Annotated in this window: 19 protein-coding genes; 15 read left to right on the forward strand and 4 right to left on the reverse strand. The window is 50.3% G+C overall.

What is annotated here, in order from left to right; translation table 11 throughout:
• The first annotated feature begins 156 nt into the window (after nt 1–156).
• A complete protein-coding gene (gene pqqA, locus BLP53_RS00805) occupies nt 157–228 on the forward strand; it encodes a pyrroloquinoline quinone precursor peptide PqqA (RefSeq protein WP_081624291.1) in 72 nt (23 codons plus the stop codon).
• A 52-nt stretch (nt 229–280) separates the two neighbouring features.
• Here the strand turns inward: pqqA and BLP53_RS00810 are convergent, their stop codons facing one another.
• The gene (locus BLP53_RS00810; protein ID WP_091468354.1) at nt 281–3,280 is read right to left on the reverse strand and encodes a PAS domain-containing protein; all 3,000 of its coding nucleotides are present in this window, start codon (nt 3,278–3,280) and stop codon (nt 281–283) included.
• Between the two features lie 338 nt (nt 3,281–3,618).
• Between BLP53_RS00810 and BLP53_RS00815 the strand changes: the two genes are divergently transcribed.
• Both BLP53_RS00815 and BLP53_RS00820 read left to right on the forward strand, forming a co-directional pair.
• Nucleotides 3,619–3,936: a hypothetical protein gene (locus tag BLP53_RS00815; RefSeq protein WP_091468357.1), complete on the forward strand. Its 318-nt coding sequence runs from the start codon at nt 3,619–3,621 to the stop codon at nt 3,934–3,936.
• 216 nt (nt 3,937–4,152) lie between these two features.
• Entirely contained in the window at nt 4,153–4,854 is a 702-nt protein-coding gene (locus BLP53_RS00820; RefSeq protein WP_091468361.1) for an OmpW/AlkL family protein, read from the forward strand.
• A gap of 129 nt (nt 4,855–4,983) precedes the next feature.
• On the opposite strand, the gene BLP53_RS00825 is transcribed toward BLP53_RS00820, so the two are convergent.
• On the reverse strand, nt 4,984–5,835 hold the full coding sequence (locus BLP53_RS00825) for a class I SAM-dependent methyltransferase (protein ID WP_091468364.1): 852 nt from the start codon (nt 5,833–5,835) through the stop codon (nt 4,984–4,986).
• 111 nt (nt 5,836–5,946) lie between these two features.
• A complete protein-coding gene (locus BLP53_RS13850) occupies nt 5,947–6,078 on the reverse strand; it encodes a hypothetical protein (protein ID WP_281202779.1) in 132 nt (43 codons plus the stop codon).
• Nucleotides 6,079–6,090: 12 nt separating this feature from the next.
• Here BLP53_RS13850 and BLP53_RS00830 point away from each other — a divergent pair, with 12 nt between their 5' ends.
• On the forward strand, nt 6,091–7,161 hold the full coding sequence (locus BLP53_RS00830) for a DUF481 domain-containing protein (protein WP_091468367.1): 1,071 nt from the start codon (nt 6,091–6,093) through the stop codon (nt 7,159–7,161).
• Nucleotides 7,162–7,241: 80 nt separating this feature from the next.
• On the forward strand, nt 7,242–8,180 hold the full coding sequence (gene ylqF / locus BLP53_RS00835; protein WP_091468371.1) for a ribosome biogenesis GTPase YlqF: 939 nt from the start codon (nt 7,242–7,244) through the stop codon (nt 8,178–8,180).
• Between the two features lie 10 nt (nt 8,181–8,190).
• Here ylqF and BLP53_RS00840 read toward each other — a convergent pair whose 3' ends face one another.
• A complete protein-coding gene (locus BLP53_RS00840; protein ID WP_245652554.1) occupies nt 8,191–9,459 on the reverse strand; it encodes a GGDEF domain-containing protein in 1,269 nt (422 codons plus the stop codon).
• Nucleotides 9,460–9,583: 124 nt separating this feature from the next.
• Here BLP53_RS00840 and BLP53_RS00845 point away from each other — a divergent pair, with 124 nt between their 5' ends.
• The 10 genes from BLP53_RS00845 to pseI all read left to right on the forward strand — a co-directional run bounded on the left by BLP53_RS00845 (nt 9,584) and on the right by pseI (nt 22,142).
• Nucleotides 9,584–11,617 (forward strand): UvrD-helicase domain-containing protein, encoded by a 2,034-nt coding sequence (locus BLP53_RS00845; protein ID WP_091468374.1) that lies wholly within the window; start codon nt 9,584–9,586, stop codon nt 11,615–11,617.
• A gap of 96 nt (nt 11,618–11,713) precedes the next feature.
• Entirely contained in the window at nt 11,714–13,099 is a 1,386-nt protein-coding gene (gene yjjJ / locus BLP53_RS00850) for a type II toxin-antitoxin system HipA family toxin YjjJ (RefSeq protein ID WP_091468378.1), read from the forward strand.
• 223 nt (nt 13,100–13,322) lie between these two features.
• On the forward strand, nt 13,323–14,408 hold the full coding sequence (gene gmd / locus BLP53_RS00855) for a GDP-mannose 4,6-dehydratase (RefSeq protein ID WP_091468382.1): 1,086 nt from the start codon (nt 13,323–13,325) through the stop codon (nt 14,406–14,408).
• 3 nt (nt 14,409–14,411) lie between these two features.
• A complete protein-coding gene (locus BLP53_RS00860) occupies nt 14,412–15,368 on the forward strand; it encodes a GDP-L-fucose synthase family protein (RefSeq protein ID WP_091468386.1) in 957 nt (318 codons plus the stop codon).
• 3 nt (nt 15,369–15,371) lie between these two features.
• The gene (locus BLP53_RS00865) at nt 15,372–17,129 is read left to right on the forward strand and encodes an ABC transporter ATP-binding protein (protein ID WP_091468389.1); all 1,758 of its coding nucleotides are present in this window, start codon (nt 15,372–15,374) and stop codon (nt 17,127–17,129) included.
• Nucleotide 17,130: 1 nt separating this feature from the next.
• Nucleotides 17,131–18,129, forward strand: coding sequence for a UDP-N-acetylglucosamine 4,6-dehydratase (inverting) (pseB, locus tag BLP53_RS00870; protein WP_091468393.1), 999 nt, complete (start codon nt 17,131–17,133; stop codon nt 18,127–18,129).
• 3 nt (nt 18,130–18,132) lie between these two features.
• Nucleotides 18,133–19,290 carry a UDP-4-amino-4,6-dideoxy-N-acetyl-beta-L-altrosamine transaminase gene (gene pseC / locus BLP53_RS00875; protein WP_091468396.1) on the forward strand — a complete coding sequence of 386 codons (1,158 nt, stop codon included), beginning with the start codon at nt 18,133–18,135 and terminating at the stop codon, nt 19,288–19,290.
• 23 nt (nt 19,291–19,313) lie between these two features.
• On the forward strand, nt 19,314–20,366 hold the full coding sequence (locus BLP53_RS00880) for a putative sugar O-methyltransferase (RefSeq protein ID WP_091468400.1): 1,053 nt from the start codon (nt 19,314–19,316) through the stop codon (nt 20,364–20,366).
• Nucleotides 20,363–21,070, forward strand: a complete 708-nt coding sequence (gene pseF, locus BLP53_RS00885; protein WP_091468404.1) for a pseudaminic acid cytidylyltransferase — start codon at nt 20,363–20,365, stop codon at nt 21,068–21,070. The genes BLP53_RS00880 and pseF overlap by 4 nt, the downstream gene beginning before the upstream one ends.
• Before the next feature lie 19 nt (nt 21,071–21,089).
• On the forward strand, nt 21,090–22,142 hold the full coding sequence (pseI, locus tag BLP53_RS00890; protein WP_091468409.1) for a pseudaminic acid synthase: 1,053 nt from the start codon (nt 21,090–21,092) through the stop codon (nt 22,140–22,142).
• Nucleotides 22,143–22,163 lie beyond the last annotated feature (21 nt).

Here is a 22,163-nt window from a genome sequence, read left to right on the forward strand (position 1 = left end):
GGTTCAGGTGCATTTCAGGCCTGATTAAACTACGTAAAATCATGAGTAGATTTTACGTGATCACCGCAGGGAGCAATTGAAACACCGGCGTATAGTAGCAGTCATACAAGTACATCACCGGGATGCACTTCAACTAACAACCAAAAGGAGATCATCATGTGGACTAAACCAGCTGCAACAGAAATGCGTTTTGGCTTTGAAGTGACCATGTACGTCATGAACAAATAATCAGCCAGCGCTGAACAGAAAACCGCCGGTCTCCCGGCGGTTTTTTTATGGCTTAATGCGTACCAGTGCGAAACTGGGTTTTAAACGGGGCATGCGCCTGTAGCCCTGGTACCTTTGACGCAGGCGATTGATGGCTGTACGCATGGATATGGCTGACAGTGGCATGCCGGTCAGCCTCTCTTTCGTTGCCTAGCCTGAACGCATTCACAGCCCTCACCAGGGTTTCCGCCTGCTCGACCAGCGACTCCGAAGCCGCGGCGGCCTGCTCTACCAGGGCGGCATTCTGCTGTGTGACATCATCCATGGACATGACGGCCTGGTTGACCTGGCTAATCCCCGTGCTTTGCTCTACCGAAGCAGCCGCAATTTCACTCATGATACCGGTGACTTGCTGCACCGCTGTGACCACCTCGTTCATGGTTCTGCCGGCCTGTCCCACCAGCTGGCTACCTTGAGCGGTTTTGCTGGCAGAATCGTCAATCAGGCCCTTGATTTCCTTGGCAGCGGAAGCCGAGCGCTGGGCCAGGTTGCGTACTTCCGCTGCAACAACGGAGAACCCTCGCCCCTGCTCACCGGCCCTCGCAGCCTCAACGGCGGCATTGAGCGCCAGGATATTGGTCTGGAATGCGATACCGTCAATCACAGAGATGATTGCTTCAATCCGTTTGGCACTCTCATTGATTGCATGCATGGTTGCCACCACCTCATCCACCACGGCCCCGCCTTTCAGCGCCACCTCAGAAGCGGAAGCGGCAAGCTGGCTGGCCTGTTTGGCATGATCCGCATTCTGTTTCACGGTAGAAGCCAGCTCTTCCATACTGGCCGCAGTTTGTTCCAGGCTGGATGCCTGCTGCTCGGTACGGCTGGACAGGTCATTGTTACCGCCCGAGATTTCAGATGCCGCCGTATTAATCGTAGCCGATGCCTCACGTACCTGCAGGATGACTTCTGCCATTTTGTCCATCAGGGCATTCACGCCATCACATAAGGCCGCAATATCCCCGGTTTTCCCCGCAATGGAAACGCGGTTACTTAAATCACCGGCTTTGGCTGCTTCAATCATCGCCCTGGTTTCTTCCACGGCACTGGTCAGTGCCAGTGCACTTTCGTGCTGCGTGGTGATATCCGTCACATAACTTACGACTTTGAAAGGCTGGCCATTCATATCCAGGATAGGGTTATAAAGCGCCTGTAGCCACATGGTCGTGCCATCTTTCCTCACCCGCTTCACCTGGCCGGCCTGCGCCTCGCCACGACGCAAGGCATTCCAGAACGCCTGGTATTCCATGCTGGAGCGATAGCTTGCCTCCACCAGCATGCCATGGTTTTTGCCTGCAATTTCATCTTCGGCATAGCCGGATACCTTCAGGAACAACGCATTGGCGGAGAGGATAGTGCCATCAAGCGTAAAGGCAACCACCCCCTGGCTTTGATGGATACCCGAGATCTGGCCTGCATTATCCGCGGCAATCAGCCTGGATTCCGTAATATCCATAGTGTAATTCACGATCTTGCACGGCTGTCCCTTCAAATCGTAGATCGGGTGGTAAGAAGCCTGAATCCAGACTTCGCGCCCATCCCTGGCAATCCGCTTGTACTGACCCATATCAGAACCGCCATTCACCAGCTTGTTCCACAAGGCAGTGCAGGCCGCACTGCCGACAAATGCCGGATCCAGCACCTTGGTCATGCTGTGGCCCACCAGCTCGCTTTCAGTGTAATCCAGCATGTCCAGGTAGGTTTGATTGACCTTGAGCACCGTGCCATCCAGGCCAATCTCAATCACGCCCTGGGATTTCCCGATGGCGGTAATCTGACTTTCGAAATCGGCATTCTTCAGCTTCTGCTCCGTGATATCCGTGGCATATTTGACCACCTTGTAAGGCTTGCCATCCGCATCCAGAATCGGATTATAAGTGGCATCCAGCCAGATTTCCCGGCCATCTTTGCCGATCCGCAAAAACTCACCCTTGATAGATTCGCCACAGTTCAAGCGCTGCCAGAATGCCTGGTAAGCGCCGCTGTCCACAAAGGCTGGCTCCACCAGCTGGTGATGGCTCATGCCCAGGAGCTCACTGCGCGTATAGCCCAGCACGGACAGGAAAATATCATTCACTGCCATCACCGTCCCATCCAGGCTGAACTCTATGGCACCCGTCGATCTCTGGATGGCGGCCAGTTCATTCTCGAACAATGCCGCTTGCTGCCGGGTTTCTACGGCAGATTCTTTCAGGGTGTTTTCGTTGACACTCAGCAATGTCTGCATTTTTTTCAGTGCCTGCAGCACTTCGCCCAACTCGTTGCTACCCTGCGCATCAATACAAGTGGTGTAATTACCAAGGGTGATTGCCCTGACCGCGCCCATGGTGCTGGCGAGGGGGCGTGTGATTGAGCGGGAAACCAGCAGGCCGCTTCCCATGATTGCAAGTATGGCCAGGCCCGCACCGGCATAAGCCATGACAGGCGCAAACGTGAACACCCCTGCCGCGCCTGCGCCAGCCAATCCTGCCAGGCAGGCAATCGCCAGTACAACCATGCCCATCAGCCGCTGCCGGAGGGTGATATTTCCCAGCAAGCGGACACATGAGCGAAAAGGTGACTCTTTGACGACCTTGCCGTCCACGATAGCCAGGCCGCTGGCCTGGCCGGTTTTAAACAACTGGTAGGCCGTTGCTGCTTCGTTAATCTGCTCACGTGTCGGTTTTCTGCGGGCAGACAAATAGCCCACCACCTGGTCATTCTCGGTCACCGGCGTGATATTGGCCACCACCCAATAGAAATCTCCCTGCTTGGTGCGGTTTTTCACCAGCCCGGCCCAGGGCTTGCCCGCTTTCAGGCTACGCCACATATCGGCAAATGCCTCCCCGGGCATATCGGGGTGACGCACGATATTATGGCTGCTGCCTACCAGTTCCGAGGCGCTAAACCCGCTGGTCTGGATAAAATCCTTGTTGGCGTAAGTAATGATGCCCTTGAGGTTGGTCCTGGTCAGCATGAACTGATCATCATCGAACTGAATTTCCGTGCTAGTGACTGGCAAATTTATTTTCATACTGCGCTCTATCCCTTTATCAAGATATCAATGTGTACTGACATCCATTTTGTCTGTTGTTTATGACGGTATTTGTCCTACAAAAAAGATTATTTTCTCTTTTTTATACAATAACTTAATGAATAATTGCCAGTATTGAGCCAGATCAAATCAAGATGAATCAATCAGCTGATCGAATGACGCCTGGAAACCTGCCGCTCTTTTAAGGCACAGGAACCTAATGCCGTTGCGGTTTACTAAACACACAACATAGCCACCTGGCAGCAAACGGCGAATATCCGGCCAGATGGCGATATAATGAGCCACATCTCTGTTATTACATTTTCATGGAGTCATGCATGCGCGTACACCCCCTCCTCCTGGTTTTATTACTCCTGCCTGCGCTGGGCCAGCCAGCGTTTGCCAGGTCCATCCTGACCGAACAGAATGATGCAGCAAGTGCGCGTGATGCCTATGGTGACGCCATCAGCAAACTGGATGATATCCGGCAGAAAATCAAATCCCAGCAGGAGCTGGTCAATCGGGAGCAGGAAAAATTAAAACAGTACCAGGCAGATGAAGTACAGGCGCAACAAGACCTGGAAACAAAAAAATCCACCTTTGAACAAAAATCCAAAACCCTGGATAACGCCTGGAAGCAGCGCAACGATTATTAACCGGACTACCGCAACATCCTTCGCCAATACCCGCGCCTGCCGCGGGTATTTTGCTTTCTTCTCCCCCATTTCCTGCCAGCCTGGCGACGCTCACCACAAAACTGTCCTGAATTGACGTGCGTCAATACCGGGGTTTATGCACCCTCCTACAATGCGCCCATATTCAACGCATGACCAATCAGCATCTTCAAATTCAAGACAAATGGAGTGAGAACAATGAAAAAAACCGTAATCAGTTTAATGTTGGCCGCCTTGCTGCCTGCCATGCACGTGCAGGCTGAAGAAGGTGACTGGGTAGTCCGCCTGCGCGCCACCAATATCAGCCCGAACGAAAGCAGCCGCCTGGGCAGCACCGTGAATAAAGCAGTCGGGGCCGCCGTGATGACGCCCGGTGCAGACCTAAAAGTTGACAGTAACACTATTCCGGAGCTGGATATCAGTTACTACTGGACCAAGAATATCGCCACCGAACTGATCCTGGCCCTGGGTACCAGACATGATGTCAAAATCAGCGGGGACAGTGCCGGTGTCGTGGGTAACCAGCATCTGGGCAGCGTCAACTTGCTGCCGCCTACCTTGACGGCACAGTGGCACTTCAATCCTGACCAGACCTTTGACCCTTATGTGGGTGCCGGCATCAATGCCACATTCATGCTGGACCGCAATTTGCGTTTCGAATCCGGCGCCACTGCCGGTGAGAAAATCAAAATTGACCGCAACAGCTTCGGCCCTGCACTGCAAGCCGGTATTGATGTCAACCTGAAAGATGGCTGGTTGCTTAACGCAGACGTGAAATATGTATGGATGGATACCGATGTGGAAATGAAGAGCGCCACCACAGGTAACCGCTGGGCAAAAATTGATTCGCTGGATATCAATCCCTGGGTCATCAGTCTGGGCATAGGCAAACGTTTCTAATCAAATAACGTCTCTTCCCTGGGGCATGACGCTCCAACTCGCCTCTGGTATCCCATGTACCAGAGGCTTTTTTTATGCTGATTGCCCACGCTCCGCTGGCGCACCTGGCAGCCATGCTTGCCTATTTGCCTAGTCAGTCAGGTTAAACCGCGCTGCCAGGCTGGTCAGGTTCAGCTGCTCCATCAATTGCTGGCCACGTTCGCGGGCACTGCGCTTTTTCTGGCCGGTATACCTGGCGATGATCAGCTCGTTTTTCATCGAGTGCTCCCAGCCAACTAATTCTGTCACGGTCACCTGGTAACCATGGGCTTCCAGTTCCAGGCAACGCAGCACATTGGTCACATGACTACCGAATTCGCGTGTATGGATAGGATGCCGCCATAACTCACCGAGAAAAGTCCTGGAGAGGGATTCTGCCTTGTGCTGGCGCATGGTTTCTGCAACTTCGGCCTGGCAACATGGCACCAGCACCATGTATTGCGCCTGTTTCTGCAGGCCGAACTGGATGGCGTCATCGGTAGCGGTGTTGCAGGCATGCAAAGCCGTGACAATATCGACGTTGCCCGGCAATTGTGCAGCATCCATGGCTTCTGCCACGGTCAAATGTTCAAACTGCATGCGTTCAAATCCGCATTCTTCGGCCAGTTGCCGGGATTTTTCAATCAGTTCGAGACGACTTTCAATACCGATCACCCGACCACCTGCGTGTTGTTTAAGCAACAGGTCATACAGGATAAAACCAAGATAGGATTTACCTGCACCGTGATCCACCAGCACCGGGGCCGGTTGATTCGTCATCACCGCCTGCATCAGCGGTTCGATAAAATTGACCAGGTGGTAAACCTGCTTGAGCTTGCGACGACTATCCTGGTTGAGCTTGCCATCCCGCGTCAGGATATGCAGCGCCTGCAACAAGGGCAGGGATTGGCCCGGTTTTACCTCGGGCGGTAATGTTGAAAGCGGCAATATTGGGTTGACCATGCGTTTGACTGCTTTAAAATAGCAAACGCGTAGTTTAGCAGCATACGCCCCTGCCCGGCATCTGCCATGATGAGGCGCAGATCTGCGGGAACTCGGGTATGTTTTTGCTGACTACCTATCAGGCTGGGCAATCTTGGCGCCATGCCCCTGTTTTCCCGGGGTGCGCTTGCCAGCCGCACAGCCATGCCAGTTCATGACTGTATTCAATTCGCCGTCACCCGGCGCGAAGTTGTTCAAACGCATCAGGGAGTATGTATGTCATCCAAGTCAGCCAGCATGGTTTTTATCCAGCTGGAGAAATTCCGCAGGGTTTGCCTGTTCCTCCTCATGGTCATCTACGCCTTATGTTCAGGCCATGCATTTGCCGACAGTGTACGACTGAAAAATGGTGACAGGATCACCGGCACACTGGTCATCAAGGTCACCGACCAACTGGTGATTAAAACCAGCTATGCCGGCGACATCAAGCTGAAGTGGGCCGAAATCCAGAGCGTGGATGCAGACAAACCGCTAGTGATGATGCTTGCGGATGGCAGCCTGGTCACTGGCCGTCTCCAGCATGGCGAGCAGGGCCAGATTATCCTGGATGAGGAAACCAACGCACCGCTGATAGACACCGAACTGGCCGAGATCCAGTATATCAATCCGTCCCGCGATTTGATCGGTGAAGGCTATGTCTGGAGCGGCAACCTCAACCTGGGCGGCACCTTTAATAATGGCAATAGCAAAAACCGCAATATGCAGCTCAATGGCGAGTCCATCACGCGCGGACTGGAAGATCGTTATACCGTGCAGGGCTATTACTACTGGACAGAAGATAACGGCGAGCAAACACAAAATGATGCCCGCGTCCGTGGCCAGTATGACCATTTTTTCACACCCAAATGGTTCAGCTACCTCAACACCATCCAGGAAAAAGACCGCTTCCGCGATATCAAACTGCGCAGCACCTATGGTGCGGGTACCGGTTACCAGATGTTTGAAGGAGAAAAGCTGAACCTCTCCCTGGAAGGCGGCCTCTCCTGGATTACCCAGGATTATTACCAGGAAAATGATGAAAATCATGCCGCATTACGCTGGGCAGTCAACTACAACCAGTTCCTGTTTGATTCATTTGTGCAGGTATTCCACCGGCATGAAGTCATGTATACACCGAGGGCACCATCACAGATCCTGCTCTATAGTTCCACCGGCCTGCGCTTCCCTTTCCTGCTGGGACTGAATGCCACCACCCAGCTGGATTACAACTACGACAGCCGCCCGGTAGACGACCAGAGAAAAGGCGATACGCGTGCGCTGTTCACGCTCGGCTACAGTTGGAAGTAGTGACTGCACAAGCGGCCATGCGCGCGAGAACATCGCGGCAATGTTAAAATACGGCTTTATGGCAGAATTTGAGGTGTAAGGTGGCGATACAATGGTTTCCGGGGCATATGACATCCGCCCGCAAAAAGGCGGAAGAAACTCTGGAGCATATCGATGTCGTGATTGAAGTGCTGGATGCACGCGTGCCGGCAGCCAGCCATAATCCCATGATTGAGGAGATGCGCAATTTCCGCCAGCGTCCCAACCTGAAAATCCTCAACAAGGCCGACCTGGCCGACCCGCAAATCACGCAAGCCTGGCTTAATCACTTCAACAGCCAGCCCAATACCAAAGCCGTCGCTCTCTCGTGCAAAAAAGCCGGCGATGCAAAAAAAATCCCCGGCCTGTGCCGCCAGCTGGCACCGCATCGGGGCAGCCCGCTCAAGCCCTTGCGCATGATGATCATGGGCATCCCCAACGTCGGCAAATCCACCCTCATGAATGCCCTGCTCAACCGCCGCGCGGCCAAAGTCGGCGACGAACCGGCCGTGACCAAAAGCCAGCAACGCTTTGAACTGAGCGACAGCCTGAATATCACCGACACGCCCGGCATGATGTGGCCAAAAATCGAGCATGAATCCGATGGCTACCTGCTGGCCGCCAGCCACGCCATTGGCCGTAACGCCGTCATTGATGAGGATGTAGCGGAATTTCTCGGCAACTTACTGCTGGAACAATACCCGGCCCTGCTCAACATCCGCTACAAGCTTGATGTGATGAAACTGGATGTGCAACAGATGGACGGTATAGATCTGCTGGAAGCCATCGCCAGACGCCGCGCCTATAAACGCACCGACGGTGCATGGGATATGGAACGCACCGCCATGGCATTGCTGACCGATTATCGCAGCGGTGCCATCGGCAGGGTTAGTCTGGAATCGCCGAAAAGCCGCGCTGACATGCTGGCGCACGCCGCCGCCCTGCTGCGCGAACAAGCCTCACAAGTGGGCACTGCCCCAGAAGAAACCGATAGCCTTTAAGGGAAACAGCTTACGCAATCACGCGGGCGTGCCGTTTGGCAGGCCTGCTGATTTCGCGCGGCAGCTGGGTCATCAGCAGTTCCATATTGCTGGCCACGCGGTTGCGGCCATGCTGCTTGGCTTTATACAGGTTCTGGTCTGCCGCAGCGAACATGCCATCCAGTGCGTAACCCACGGTTTCAGAACTCACCGCGCCCACACTGACCGTGCATTTGATCGCCCGGGTATCGTCATGCATGCTCTCTACCCCTGCAATACTGACCGGTGTCTTTTCTATGGTCCGGCGTATACGCTCGGCCAGCACCATGGCCTCCTGCTCACCGGTATTGGGTAACAGGATGCAGAACTCCTCGCCACCATACCGGCCGATTACATCGCCACCGCGCAAGGCGGAGCGTATGGTCGCGGCACAGGATGTCAGCACCACATCCCCCACCAGGTGGCCATAGACATCATTCACTTTCTTGAAATAATCCAGGTCGACAATCAGCATACCCATGGGCAAGGCCATACGTTGTGACACGGCCTGCATGCGGTTGGCCGAATCCTGCAAGCCACGGCGGTTCAGCGTACCAGTCAGGCTATCCATAGTTGCCATGGCCTGTAACCCCGCCTGGGTGCGGATATTCATGACCAGCAATAACAGGCTGGTCACTGCCATCAGCACCAGTACAGTCGCCGCCGCCATATAGGCATGTACCGGCCAGGCTAAAAAGCTGGCCAGATCGGCTTCATCTGCCAGTACCACTTCCAGCATCAGGAATACCAGCCACAGGCTGAGGCTGGCAAACAGGCTGCAGCACAACCAGAACACCTGCGCCACAAAATCGGTACCATAACCAGCCAGGCTGCGGCAGCCATATACAAACACCCAGACCAGGATAAACAGGTTGCCCAGGATCAGCCACCTGACCGGCGCATGCAAATTCAGCATCACCGTATTGCAGCTCAGCAAAATGGTCATGACCAGCAGGGAGCGGTAACGGTAGACGCGATAGCCACGCAGCATGCGGATGCCGTTGACATAAATACTGATACCCAGCGCCGCCAGGGTCATCGCCAGCGCGGCATAGCCCGGGCGCACCCCATCCATATCCACCACGCGTGAAATGAAATACAGGCTATAGCCGCCGCCCAGCGTCAACAGGCCGCCTGCCCAGCGCATCACCGGCGCTTTCTGCTGGTATGCACCAAACACCAGCAGTACCAGTACCAGGGTCAAGGCAAGGCCGATTGATGATAGAATGACGCTATTGAGATCCAGCACAGGGAAGGTCAAAAGAAGTTACCTGAACAGTCAGAATTACGATAGTTGTGCGACTATACTCATATAAATGAACGGGTTAAATAGTCCATACAGGCTAATTTCCCTCCCTGTTTGCGTTACCAATTCCTGAAGTTCCATGCAACATCTGTTAAACCCTCCACAACGTGAAGCCATCCATTACCTGGACGGTCCCCTGCTGGTGCTGGCCGGAGCTGGCAGCGGCAAAACCCGCGTCATCACGCAAAAAATCGCCTATCTGGTCAACCAGGCCGGCTACAAAGCCTCGCAGATTGCCGCCATCACCTTTACCAATAAAGCCGCGCGTGAAATGCAGGAAAGGGTCACACCGCTGCTGGAAGGCAAAAGCGGCAAGGGCCTGACCGTCACCACGTTCCATTCGCTGGGCTTGCAGATCCTACGCCAGGAAGCCGCCCTGCTCGGCTACAAACCGCAGTTCTCCATCCTGGATGCTTCCGACAGTTTTAAAATCCTCAGCGATATCCTGGCTACCACCGACAAACAGTTACTGCGCAAAACGCAATGGCAGATTTCCGGCTGGAAGAATGCCTTTGTCAACCCAGACCAAGCCAAAGCCCAGGCGGACGAAGAACTCACGCATGCCGCAGCGCGTGTCTACCAGCTTTACCAGCAAACCCTGCGTGCCTACCAGGCAGTCGATTTTGATGACCTGATCAAAGTCCCGGTTGAACTGTTTGACCAGCACAGTGACATGCTGGACAGATGGCAACGCAAACTGCACTACCTGCTGATAGACGAATACCAGGATACCAACGCCTGCCAGTACAAACTGATCAAGCAACTGACCGGCCTGCGTGGCCAGTTCACCGCCGTGGGCGACGATGACCAGGCCATTTATGGCTGGCGTGGTGCCGACGTCGAAAACCTGCGCCAGCTGACCGTGGACTTCAGCAAACTTAAAGTCATCAAGCTGGAGCAGAACTACCGTTCCACCGTGAGGATTCTGCGCGCCGCTAACCATGTGATCGCCAATAACCCCAAATTGTTCGAAAAAAAGCTGTGGAGCGAACACGGCACCGGTGACCTGATCCATGTCACGGCGACGCAAAGCGAAGAACATGAAGCCGAAACCGTGGTCATGAAACTGCAAGCGCACAAGTTCGAGCACCGCACGACCTACAAGGATTACGCCATCCTCTACCGCAGCAACCACCAGGCACGCATCATCGAGCAGTTCTTACGTAACCATAAAATCCCCTACACCATTTCCGGCGGACAATCTTTCTTTGACAAGGCCGAAATCAAGGATATCACCAGCTACCTGCGCCTGATCGCCAACGAAGACGACGACCCGGCGTTTATCCGTGCTGCCACCACGCCGAAAAAAGGCATAGGCAACACCACGCTGGAACGGCTGGGTGAATACGCCAGTGCGCACAAAATGTCCTTGTTCGCAGCCGCCTTCGAGGGAGAATTTCAGCACGAAGTCGGTGCCAAGCAATTGGATGACCTGTTAACCTTCTGCCGCTATATCCAGACCCTGCAAGGCCGCGCAGTCAAAGACCCGGCCAATGAAGTATTAAACGACCTGCTGACCGCCATCCAGTATGAAACTTATTTATACGATGGTGAAGAAGCACGTGCCGCCGAAACACGCTGGGGCAATGTGCAGGAATTCGTCGCCTGGCTGAGTAAAAAAGGCGAAGCCTCGACCGAATACGGTAACGAATCAGATGGTAAAAACCTGCTGGAACTGACACAACTGGTATCACTGATTACCATGCTGGAAGGCCGTGAAGACGGCGAACCGGACGCTGTCAAGCTCTCCACCCTGCACGCCTCCAAAGGCCTGGAATACGGCCATGTATTCCTGATCGGCTGCGAAGACGGCATCCTGCCGCACACCAACTCTATCGACAGCGACCAGATCGAAGAAGAACGCCGCCTGATGTATGTAGGCATCACCCGTGCCCAAAAATCGCTCAACATCACCTGGTGCAAAAAACGCAAACGCGCCGGCGAGATGCAAGCCTGCGAACCCAGCCGTTTTATCGCAGAGCTACCCAAGGACGACGTCAAACACTTCGGCAACCCATTTAATAGCGCCGACCAATCCGTCAGCAAGGAGTATGGTAAAAGTAAGATGGCGAATATCAAAGCTATGCTTGGCCAGAAACAGTCGTCAGAATAAACTTATCATAACAAAGAAAATAAAATACATAACTCATTGACTTTATTATAAATATAAATAGAATTATCTTATTATAACTTATAAGATAATAGCGGAATGCGCCCACAAAACGAGAGTGCCCGTGCCCGGTTGAGTCAAATCCTGCGCGTAAGGGGATGGAGCTCAGCCTCCTCATTAGCCCAAACCCTTGGTATCAGCATTCCCACCCTGCACCGTATCCTGCAAGAACACGAAACCAACATTGTCCGCACAGGTGTGACCAAGTACGCACGCTATGCCTGGCGCAGGGCACTACGCGGCACCTACGACCCGATTCCCGTCTACGCCATTGATGCGCACGGACAAGGTCAAGCACTCGACTTTCTGCATCTGGTCGAACCGCAAGGCAGCGTGTTTAATCTCGTGCCCTCTGCCTGGCCTATAGATCGCGAACACCTTTCCGGCGCATGGGAGGGACTTCCCTATCCGCTTTACGATATGCGCCCACAAGGTTATCTGGGGCGAAAATTTGCCAGGGCCTTTTCTACAGACCTTGATGTGCCTACCGATCCGGAAGCATGGTCAGATGACCATATCGTGTACGCACTCAGCCGCCGTGGCAACGATACGCCAGGTAATCTAATTATCGGCTACCATGCCTATCAACAGTGGCTGGAGAATATCGCCCATCCTGAAACCATCATTCCTCCCGATCAATTACCCAACCACTATGCAGCACTGGCCACTGAGGCCATTTCACTTTCCGGCAGCGGATCCAGTGCTGGTGGCGAATTTCCAAAATTTACTGCCCAGCGAGCATTGCCAGGCAGCACAACACCGCATGTCATTGTGAAGTTTTCTGGTGCAGATGCCTCCCTTCCTGTCCAGCGCTGGGCAGACTTGCTCGTATGTGAACATCTGGCACTGGAAACCCTGAAAAAAAACAGACACCTCAAAGCAGCGAGCAGCCGCATCATTCAATCTGCAGGCAGGACTTTTCTTGAAGTCGAGCGATTTGACCGCTGTGGCACACATGGCCGCCTTCCACTAATCTCGTTAACCAGCCTGGATGCTGTTTTTTCCGGCAAAGGCAGCGGTGACTGGCCCACACTGGTACAGCCCCTGATAAAAAACGGACTATTGCCAGAGACCTTGTTGCTGGAAGTCGAAACCCTATGGTGGTTTGGTCGCCTGATCGCAAACAATGATATGCATCCGGGCAACCTGTCATTCCAACTCATAATGGGCGAACCCCTGCACCTCTCCCCTGCCTACGACATGCTCCCCATGCTCTATGCCCCTCTGTCAGGAGGAGAAATACCACCACGGCAATTTGCCCCAACACTTCCCCATCCACACCAGACCCAAGCCTGGGAAGCTGCTTATCCTATCGCCCTGGATTTCTGGCAGTCCGCTGCCAGTGATGACCGCATTAGTCCGTCATTCAGAAAAATCTGCCAGGAAAACCTGCAACAACTTCATCGGCTCTCAACACGCCCCTAATGAATCAAGAAACTATCCGCTTCTCGCTGAATTTCGGCTAAAAAGGATTAAGAGATAATCAGTACACCTTCTATTGAATTCCCTGCATTCGGTCATACAAAGGCAACATGCTGATATCAAGCCATGCAACCAGGAAAACACCGCAGCATCACACCAATCCAACACTGGTTACTGCGCCGCACATGCTATAATCCGAACACTTTTTAACCCAGCAATGCAAACCATGTCACAAAAAATCGCATTAATTACCGGCATCACAGGACAAGATGGTGCCTACCTCGCAGAACTATTGCTGGGCAAAGGCTATATTGTGCATGGTATCAAGCGCAGGGCCTCACTATTCAACACCGACAGGATCGACCATCTGTACCAGGACCCGCATATCGAGCACCAGAATTTCATTCTGCATTATGGTGATCTTACGGATTCCACCAACCTGATCCGCATCATCCAGCAGGTGCAGCCGGATGAAATTTACAACCTGGCCGCCATGAGCCATGTCGCAGTCAGCTTTGAAACGCCTGAATATACGGCCAATGCAGACGGTATCGGTACATTGCGCATCCTTGAAGCGATCCGCATCCTCGGTTTAGAGAAGAAAACCCGTTTCTACCAGGCCTCCACTTCTGAGTTATACGGCCTGGTGCAGGAAATTCCACAGAAAGAAACCACACCATTTTACCCTCGCAGCCCATATGCGGTTGCGAAGATGTACGCTTACTGGATTACCGTCAACTATCGTGAAGCCTATGGTATCTATGCCTGTAACGGCATCCTGTTCAACCACGAATCCCCTATCCGTGGCGAAACCTTCGTGACCCGTAAAATCACCCGGGCCTTGGCGAGAATCAAACTTGATTTGCAAGACTGTTTATATTTAGGCAACCTGGACTCATTACGTGACTGGGGCCACGCCAAAGACTACGTGGAAATGCAGTGGCTGATGCTACAGCAAGAGCAAGCGGAAGACTTTGTTATTGCAACCGGCAAACAATATAGTGTGCGTGACTTTGTCAATGCTGCAGCCAAAGAACTGGATATCTCCATTACTTGGCAAGGCACTGGTGTGGAAGAAAAAGGCTATTGGGGCGACAAATGCATTGTGCAGGTAGACCCACGCTATTTCCGCCCTACTGAGGTCGACACATTGCTCGGCGACCCTACTAAAGCGAAAGAAAAACTGGGCTGGGTACCAAAAACCAGTTTTGAAGATCTGGTATCGGAAATGGTGCGTGAAGATTATAAATCCGCTCAGCGTGATGAACTTATCAAACGTCATGGCTACCAGGCCATGGACTACCACGAGTAAATCATGGATAAAAACGCAAAGATTTATATCGCTGGCCATCGCGGCCTGGTAGGCTCTGCACTGATCAGAGCCCTTACCAAACAAGGTTATCTCAACCTGGTCACGCGCACTCATGCGGAGCTGGACTTAACCGATCAAGTTGCTGTGAAGGATTTTTTTGCGGCAGAGAAGCCCGAGTACGTTTTATTGGCAGCAGCAAAGGTAGGAGGCATTCACGCTAACAATACCTATCCAGCTGAATTTATCCATGAAAACCTGGCGATTCAAACCAATGTCATCCACCAGTCCTACGTGAATGGTGTAAAACGGTTGTTATTCCTCGGCTCCAGCTGTATTTATCCGCGTGATTGCCCACAGCCAATCAAAGAAGAATACCTTCTGACTGGGCCATTGGAACCAACAAACCGCCCATATGCGCTGGCAAAAATTGCTGGTATAGAAATGTGCTGGAGCTATAACAGGCAATATGGCACGCAATACTTAGCCGTCATGCCGACCAATCTTTATGGTCCTGGCGATAACTACGACTTGCAAAACTCACATGTGCTCCCTGCATTAATCCGCAAATTCCATGAGGCCAAACTGGCTAACAACCCGACAGTAACGGTTTGGGGGTCTGGCACGCCAAGAAGAGAATTGCTTCACAGCGATGATATGGCAGAAGCTTGCCTGCACTTTCTCCAAATTTCACCACAAACACTTCAAGAGAAACTACCAACAAATCAACCGCCTTTGATTAACATTGGTTGTGGTGAGGATTTGACTATTTTTGAACTGGCGCAAAAAGTGGAGACCATTGTCGGCTATCAAGGCGAAATCGTGCTGGATAGCACAAAACCAGACGGCACCATGCGTAAGTTACTGGACGTCAGCCTCGCCAAAAACCTTGGCTGGCAAGCGAGGCTACCACTTGAAACAGGCATTCACTCCGTATACCAGCAATACCTGTCCTCACTGTAAGCTATGAGCAGTTTCAATAAATTTTTATCCCTGCTAACCGCTTCAGAAAAAGGGAAAGCCAAACTACTTATTGTTTTAATGACGTTTGGCATGATACTGGAGACACTCAGTATCGGCCTGATTGTGCCGGTGGTAGGTTTACTGGTCAAACAGGATATGCTCAATCAATATCCTGCCATCCAACACTTGGTTACACTTTTAGGCAACCCCTCACCTAGCGGGCTTATCATGTTCGTCATGTTGTTCCTGGTGGTTATGTATGCCCTGAAAAACCTCTATTTGGGCTACATGGCATGGCAACAGACCCATTTTGCCTATGATGTACAAAGACAACTGTCAAATCGCCTGTTTAATATTTACCTTACTCAACCATATACATTTCATCTGCAAAGAAATTCGGCTCAGTTAATCAGGAACATTACCGTTGAAACCAACCTGCTAAGCATTTCAATCAACGCATTTTTGCTGGTTATTGCAGAGTCTCTCGTCATTATTGGCATTGCATCCCTGCTATTCTGGTTTGAACCAATTGGAGCACTGGCTGTAGTTTCCATTCTATCAATCGCAGGCTATGGTTTTCTGCGTCTGACCAAACGCAAAATCATTCACTGGGGCGCACAACGACAACATCATGATGGCATGCGGATTCAACATTTACAGCAGAGCTTAGGCTGTATTAAAGATGTGATTCTACTTAACAGGCAAAATCACTTCCTCGAGCAGTTCAAATTACACAATCATCAAAGTATCGAAGTTACTTCTCGACAGATTAGCTTGCAACATATGCCTAGACTAGGGCTGGAATTTTTTGCCATCAGCTCCCTTGCCTGCCTAATTCTTGTGATGCTTTATCAAGGAAAAAACCTGTCTGAAATAGTTCCAATACTTGGACTCTTCGCTGCAGCAGCCTTCAGGCTTTTACCCTCTGCGAACAGAATGCTGCAATCTATTCAAACAGTCAGATTTGCGATACCGATTGTCAATTTACTCCATGATGAATTGAAGCTGGCGCAAAGTCTCAGCAGTGAGCAATCCAGCCATGTTTTCAATCACAGCGGTCAGATTAAAATTAGCAACCTTTCCTTTAGCTACCCCGATACAGAAACGTTAGCGCTGAAAAATATTGAAGCGGCTATTGAAAAGGGAACCACTGTCGGTCTGATAGGCGCCAGCGGTTCGGGCAAGAGTACTTTAGTCGACTTGATGATGGGATTATTACAGCCAATCTCCGGTGAAATTTCAATCGATGGCCACAATATTCATCAGAATATTAAAAGTTGGCAGTCTAAAATTGGTTATGTCCCTCAAACCATTTATCTGATGGATGATACAATCCGTCGCAATATCGCATTCGGTATTGACGCTGCGGCTATCAATGAGCAAGCCTTGGCAGATGCCATCAAAGCTGCGCAACTGAATGATTTTATAGAGAACCTGGGGTTGGGACTGGATACCATCGTTGGTGAACATGGTATCAAGCTCTCCGGCGGCCAACGACAGAGAATTGGCATTGCAAGAGCGCTGTACCATAATCCAGAAGTCCTGATTCTTGATGAGGCGACCAGTGCATTGGATGTTAAAACAGAAAGCGATGTCATGGCTGCCATTGATGCCTTGCATGGTCAAAAAACAATTATCATCATCACGCATAGAATGACGACTGTAGAAAATTGCGATCATCTTTATGAACTTGAAGCAGGTTCTATCAAGTCGGTGAATTTAACCCATAAAAAAACTATAACCCTAACTAATGGATTTTAAAATGCTTTCCAATGCATCCATATTGATCACGGGTGGAACAGGCTCTTTTGGGCATACGTTTGTTCCATTAACACTTGCCAAATACAACCCACGCAGGCTTGTCATTTTTTCAAGAGACGAAATGAAGCAATGGGAAATGGCAAAACTTTATGGCAATGATTCCAGAGTCAGGTTTTTTATCGGCGATGTGAGAGACAAGGACCGTCTGAGTCGAGCATTGCACGACATTGACTATGTTGTGCATGCCGCAGCAACCAAAATTGTACCAACCGCGGAATACAATCCATTTGAATGTGTAAAAACGAATATTAATGGTGCAATGAACCTGATTGACGCCTGTATTGACCAAGGTGTAAAGCGTGTGGTTGCTCTTTCTACTGACAAAGCGAGTAGTCCGGCAAACTTATACGGTGCAACCAAACTAGCTTCAGATAAATTATTTGTGGCAGGTAACTCGTATTCAGGAAAGTCATCCACTCAATTCTCCGTGGTACGCTACGGTAATGTGATGGGTTCAAGAGGCTCGGTGATTCCATTTTTTATGTCTATAGCAGATAAAGGAACTCTGCCAATCACGGATACCAGAATGACACGATTCATGATTACTCTGGAGCAGGGTGTAGAGTTGGTTTGGCATGCTTTTGAAGATATGGTTGGCGGGGAAATATATGTCAAAAAAATTCCCTCAATGAATATTCTGGACATCGCAAAAGCTGTTGCTCCACAAGCTCAACATGAAATAGTTGGGATACGTCCTGGCGAAAAACTGCATGAACAAATGATTGGTGAAGAAGATGCGTTATATACCTATGAATATCCTGAGCATTTCAAAATTTTACCGGCGATACACCAATGGAGCGAAGATCCTAAAAGAATTAATAATGGTGTAAAAGTCTCACCTGATTTCACTTACTCATCAAGCAACAACAAAGAATGGATGACTGTTCAGCAACTTCAGGCTTGGTTATCAAATAACCTTAATACCATCGGGAAAATTTGATTAATGATTCCATATGGTCGTCAATCAATCACAGAGAGTGATATTCAAGCAGTCGTCGACGTATTACGTTCAGACTATCTAACGCAAGGCCCCGTAGTTCCGGCTTTTGAAAATCACATAGCCAATTATTGTGGAGCAAAACATGCAGTGGCCGTAAATAGTGCTACCAGTGCACTGCATATTGCCTGCCTGGCGCTTGGCGTTGGGCCTGGTGATATCGTTTGGACCACGCCGATTACATTTGTTGCCAGTGCGAATTGTGCATTGTATTGCGGTGCTGACATCGATTTCGTTGATATTGATCCAGATACTTACAATCTCAGTATTGAGTGCTTGACACAGAAACTGGAAATAGCTGAAAAGCAGGGAAAACTTCCTAAAGTCGTAATTCCTGTTCATCTTTGTGGCCAATCTTGTGATATGGCTTCTATTTTTGCACTTAGTCAAAAATACGGTTTCAAAATCATTGAGGATGCATCCCATGCTATTGGCGGCAGGTACAAAGGTGAGCCTATCGGTAATTGCAAATACAGTGACATCACTGTATTCAGCTTTCATCCGGTAAAAATTATTACCACTGGTGAGGGAGGTATGGCACTGACCAATCAGCCAGAACTTGCCAATGATATGCAGAGACTGCGCAGTCACGGCATCACCCGAAATCCTGAAGAGATGACACATGCGCCTGATGGCTCATGGTATTACCAACAAATTAGTCTCGGATTTAATTACAGAATGACAGATATCCAGGCAGCACTAGGATTAAGTCAGGTGCAAAGGTTGGATGAATTTGTTACAAAAAGACATGACATAGCAAAGCAATACAATCTTTTTCTTGAAAATCTCCCGGTATTAAAACCATGGCAACACCCGGATTCTTACTCAGCGCTTCACTTGTATGTGATTCGCCTGAAACTGGATGACCTCAATAAAACCCATAAAGAGATATTTGAAGAGATCCGCCAGGAAAATATTGGCGTTAACTTACATTACATTCCGGTGTACAGACAACCATATTACTCACAACTTGGTTATAACAAAAATGACTATCCGGAAGCTGAAAAATATTACAGAGAAGCAATCAGTATCCCCATGTACGCTGACTTATCTGCTCCTTTGCAAGATCAGGTGAAAGAAAAACTCAAATTCATCTTGAAATAACCATTGTTTAAAGACTTAGTAAAATGAACAAATACCCCGAACTCACCCTTGCTATCGAAGACATGCAAGCTCAGGCATCTATCTATCAGCCTTCGGCATTCTGGAGTGAAGCCTCTGATCAAATAGTGAAAGAGATTGGCGATGGCGGAATAGAGAATTTCAGATCCTTACAAAAACCGCTTGGTTTTTTTGTACCTACTTATGGCTCCCCTGCAAATGGTTTCAGTGTGGAGCAAAGCAAAGCGCTTAATCATTGGTTTGAAAGTCATTATGCCAGTGCCAAGAAACCCATACTTGCACTTGATCAATTTTTAAGTGGTTACAGCGCAGCCCTGTCTGATTACAGGGTATTGTTAGCCGCTGACAATATCAACAAGCCTCCCTATCTGCATACTTTCTCGGAAAGTACAGTTGGCAATCCAATCGAGCATTGGGAGTTTAATGAGCGAAAATTCAGCCGCTCCTCTCTCAACTATGCATTGGGACTTGCCCTTCTTAAAAAGCATCTTGCAGATGCGCCCCGAACAGTATTAGAGATTGGTGGTGGCTTTGGCACACTAGGAGAGATACTTTCCCAGTCAGGCATCCATGATATGCGCTATATTGATGTCGACATTCCTCCAACAAGTTTTATTGCTCAGTATTATCTGAGTGAAGTGCTTGGCAAGCAAAACGTAGCTACATTTGCTCAGACGAGAACCAGCGATAGTATAGATATTAACGCCCTTCCCAAAGCCTCAGTGCTTGCATCATGGCAGATAGAAAAGCTAAAAGGCAAAGTAGACTTGTTCGTTAATTTCATCTCCTTTCAGGAAATGGAGCCGCATATTGTTAGTAACTATTTAAGGCATGTATCCAGACTTGAAACTTCATGGATACTTCTCCGGAATATGCGGGAAGGAAAACAGGTACGCAAATCTCCAAATGAGGTAGGTGTTGAAACACCAATCCTGAGTGATGATTATTTATCCATGCTTCCGGAATACGAACTAATCGAACGTAATGTGTTTCCTTATGGCTATCGAACGGTAGACGGATACCATTCCGAGTTGCTGTTACTGAGACGTATGGTATGACAAATAAGACAATTGCAGTGATTCCTGCCCGCGGAGGAAGCAAAAGAATTCCCCGTAAGAATATCCGGGATTTTTGTGGTAAACCGATGATTGCGTGGTCTATTGAGGTCGCTCGCTCCTCGGGCTTATTCGATCATGTCATTGTTTCTACTGATGATAGCGAAATAGCAGACATTGCCATTCAGTATGAGGCAGAAGTGCCGTTTATTCGTCCAGTTGAGTTAGCTGATGATTACACCGGCACCACTCCCATCATTGCCCACGCCATTGACTGGGTGAACCTTAACATCGGTAAAGTTGACTACGCCTGCTGCATCTACGCTACTGCTCCCTTCGTTCAGGCAGAAGAGTTGCAGATAGGGCGAGACTTGCTAAAACAAAGCGGCGCTGATTACACCTTTTCCGCCACCAGCTACGCCTTCCCCATCCAGCGCGCCATCCGTATCACCGATGAGCAGCGGGTGGAGATGTTTTATCCCGAGCACTTCAACACCCGCTCACAGGATCTGGAGGAAGCCTACCACGATGCCGGCCAGTTCTATTGGGGCCGATCTGATGCTTGGCTGGCTGGCAAGCCACTATTCGCTAAGTGCGCCGCGCCGGTGCTTCTACCGCGCAATCGTGTGCAAGACATTGATACTGTCGAAGACTGGGAGCGTGCTGAATGGTTATTCAAAGCCATGTCAGCTCGAGAGACTAAGTAGTACCTTGAGGAGCAATCAAATGACTCAGCGCATTAACATTGATGGCCGCGATATTGGTGAAGGATGCCCTCCCTACATCGTGGCCGAGATGTCAGGCAATCACAATCGTGATCTATCTAGGGCTTTACGGATTATTGACGCAGCCAAGGCTGCAGGAGCTGATGCTGTAAAACTTCAGACTTACCGGGCAGACACTATAACAATCGATCATTACGGCGATGAGTTTATCGTCAAAGGAGGGCTCTGGAATGGACGTCGCCTCTACGAGCTTTATGAAGAAGCGCATACTCCATGGGAATGGCACGCTCCAATTTTCGAGCACGCTCGGCGAATAGGCATCACAGTTTTTTCCTCGCCATTTGATAGTACGGCTGTTGACTTTCTCGAAGAGCTTGGGGCGCCAGCTTACAAGATTGCTTCTCCGGAACTTATCGATCTACCGTTGATCCGCAAGGTGGCACAGACTGGCAAACCAATCGTGATGTCCACAGGGGCCGCGACGCTAGAAGAAATCGCAGAAGCCATTCAAACTGCTCGCAGTGCGGGAGTAAATGAGTTGGTGGTTTTGCATTGCACTGCAGCTTATCCTGCGCCACCTGAAGAGGCTAATTTAGCGTCCATAAAATCATTGGCAGAGCAGTTTGATGTTGTCGTTGGTCTGTCTGATCACACTTTGGGCACAACGGTATCCGCAATGGCTGTTGGATTTGGTGCAAGCTTCATAGAAAAGCATTTCACCCTTGCGCGTGCCGATGGTGGTGTGGACAGTGCTTTTTCTCTTGAGCCTCATGAACTTGCCGAGTTGGTAACGACTGCCCGAATTGCCCAAACAGCCGTAGGCAAACCGACCTTTGGGCCTACATCATCAGAGGCTAGCGTACTTCGGAATCGACGCTCTTTGTATGTGGTGAAGCCGGTGATAAAGGGCGAGGTATTAACGTTGGACAACATTCGCTCCATCCGGCCAGCAAATGGCCTTAAACCAAAGTTTCTTGAAAGTGTGCTTGGTCGTCGAGCTGCCCGTAACCTAGCCTTTGGTGAGCCATTGAGCTTTGAGATGCTTGAGAATTGAACGAATACATTACAAAACGAA

The sequence above is a fragment of the Methylophilus rhizosphaerae genome (assembly GCF_900100975.1).
Lineage (GTDB): Bacteria > Pseudomonadota > Gammaproteobacteria > Burkholderiales > Methylophilaceae > Methylophilus > Methylophilus rhizosphaerae.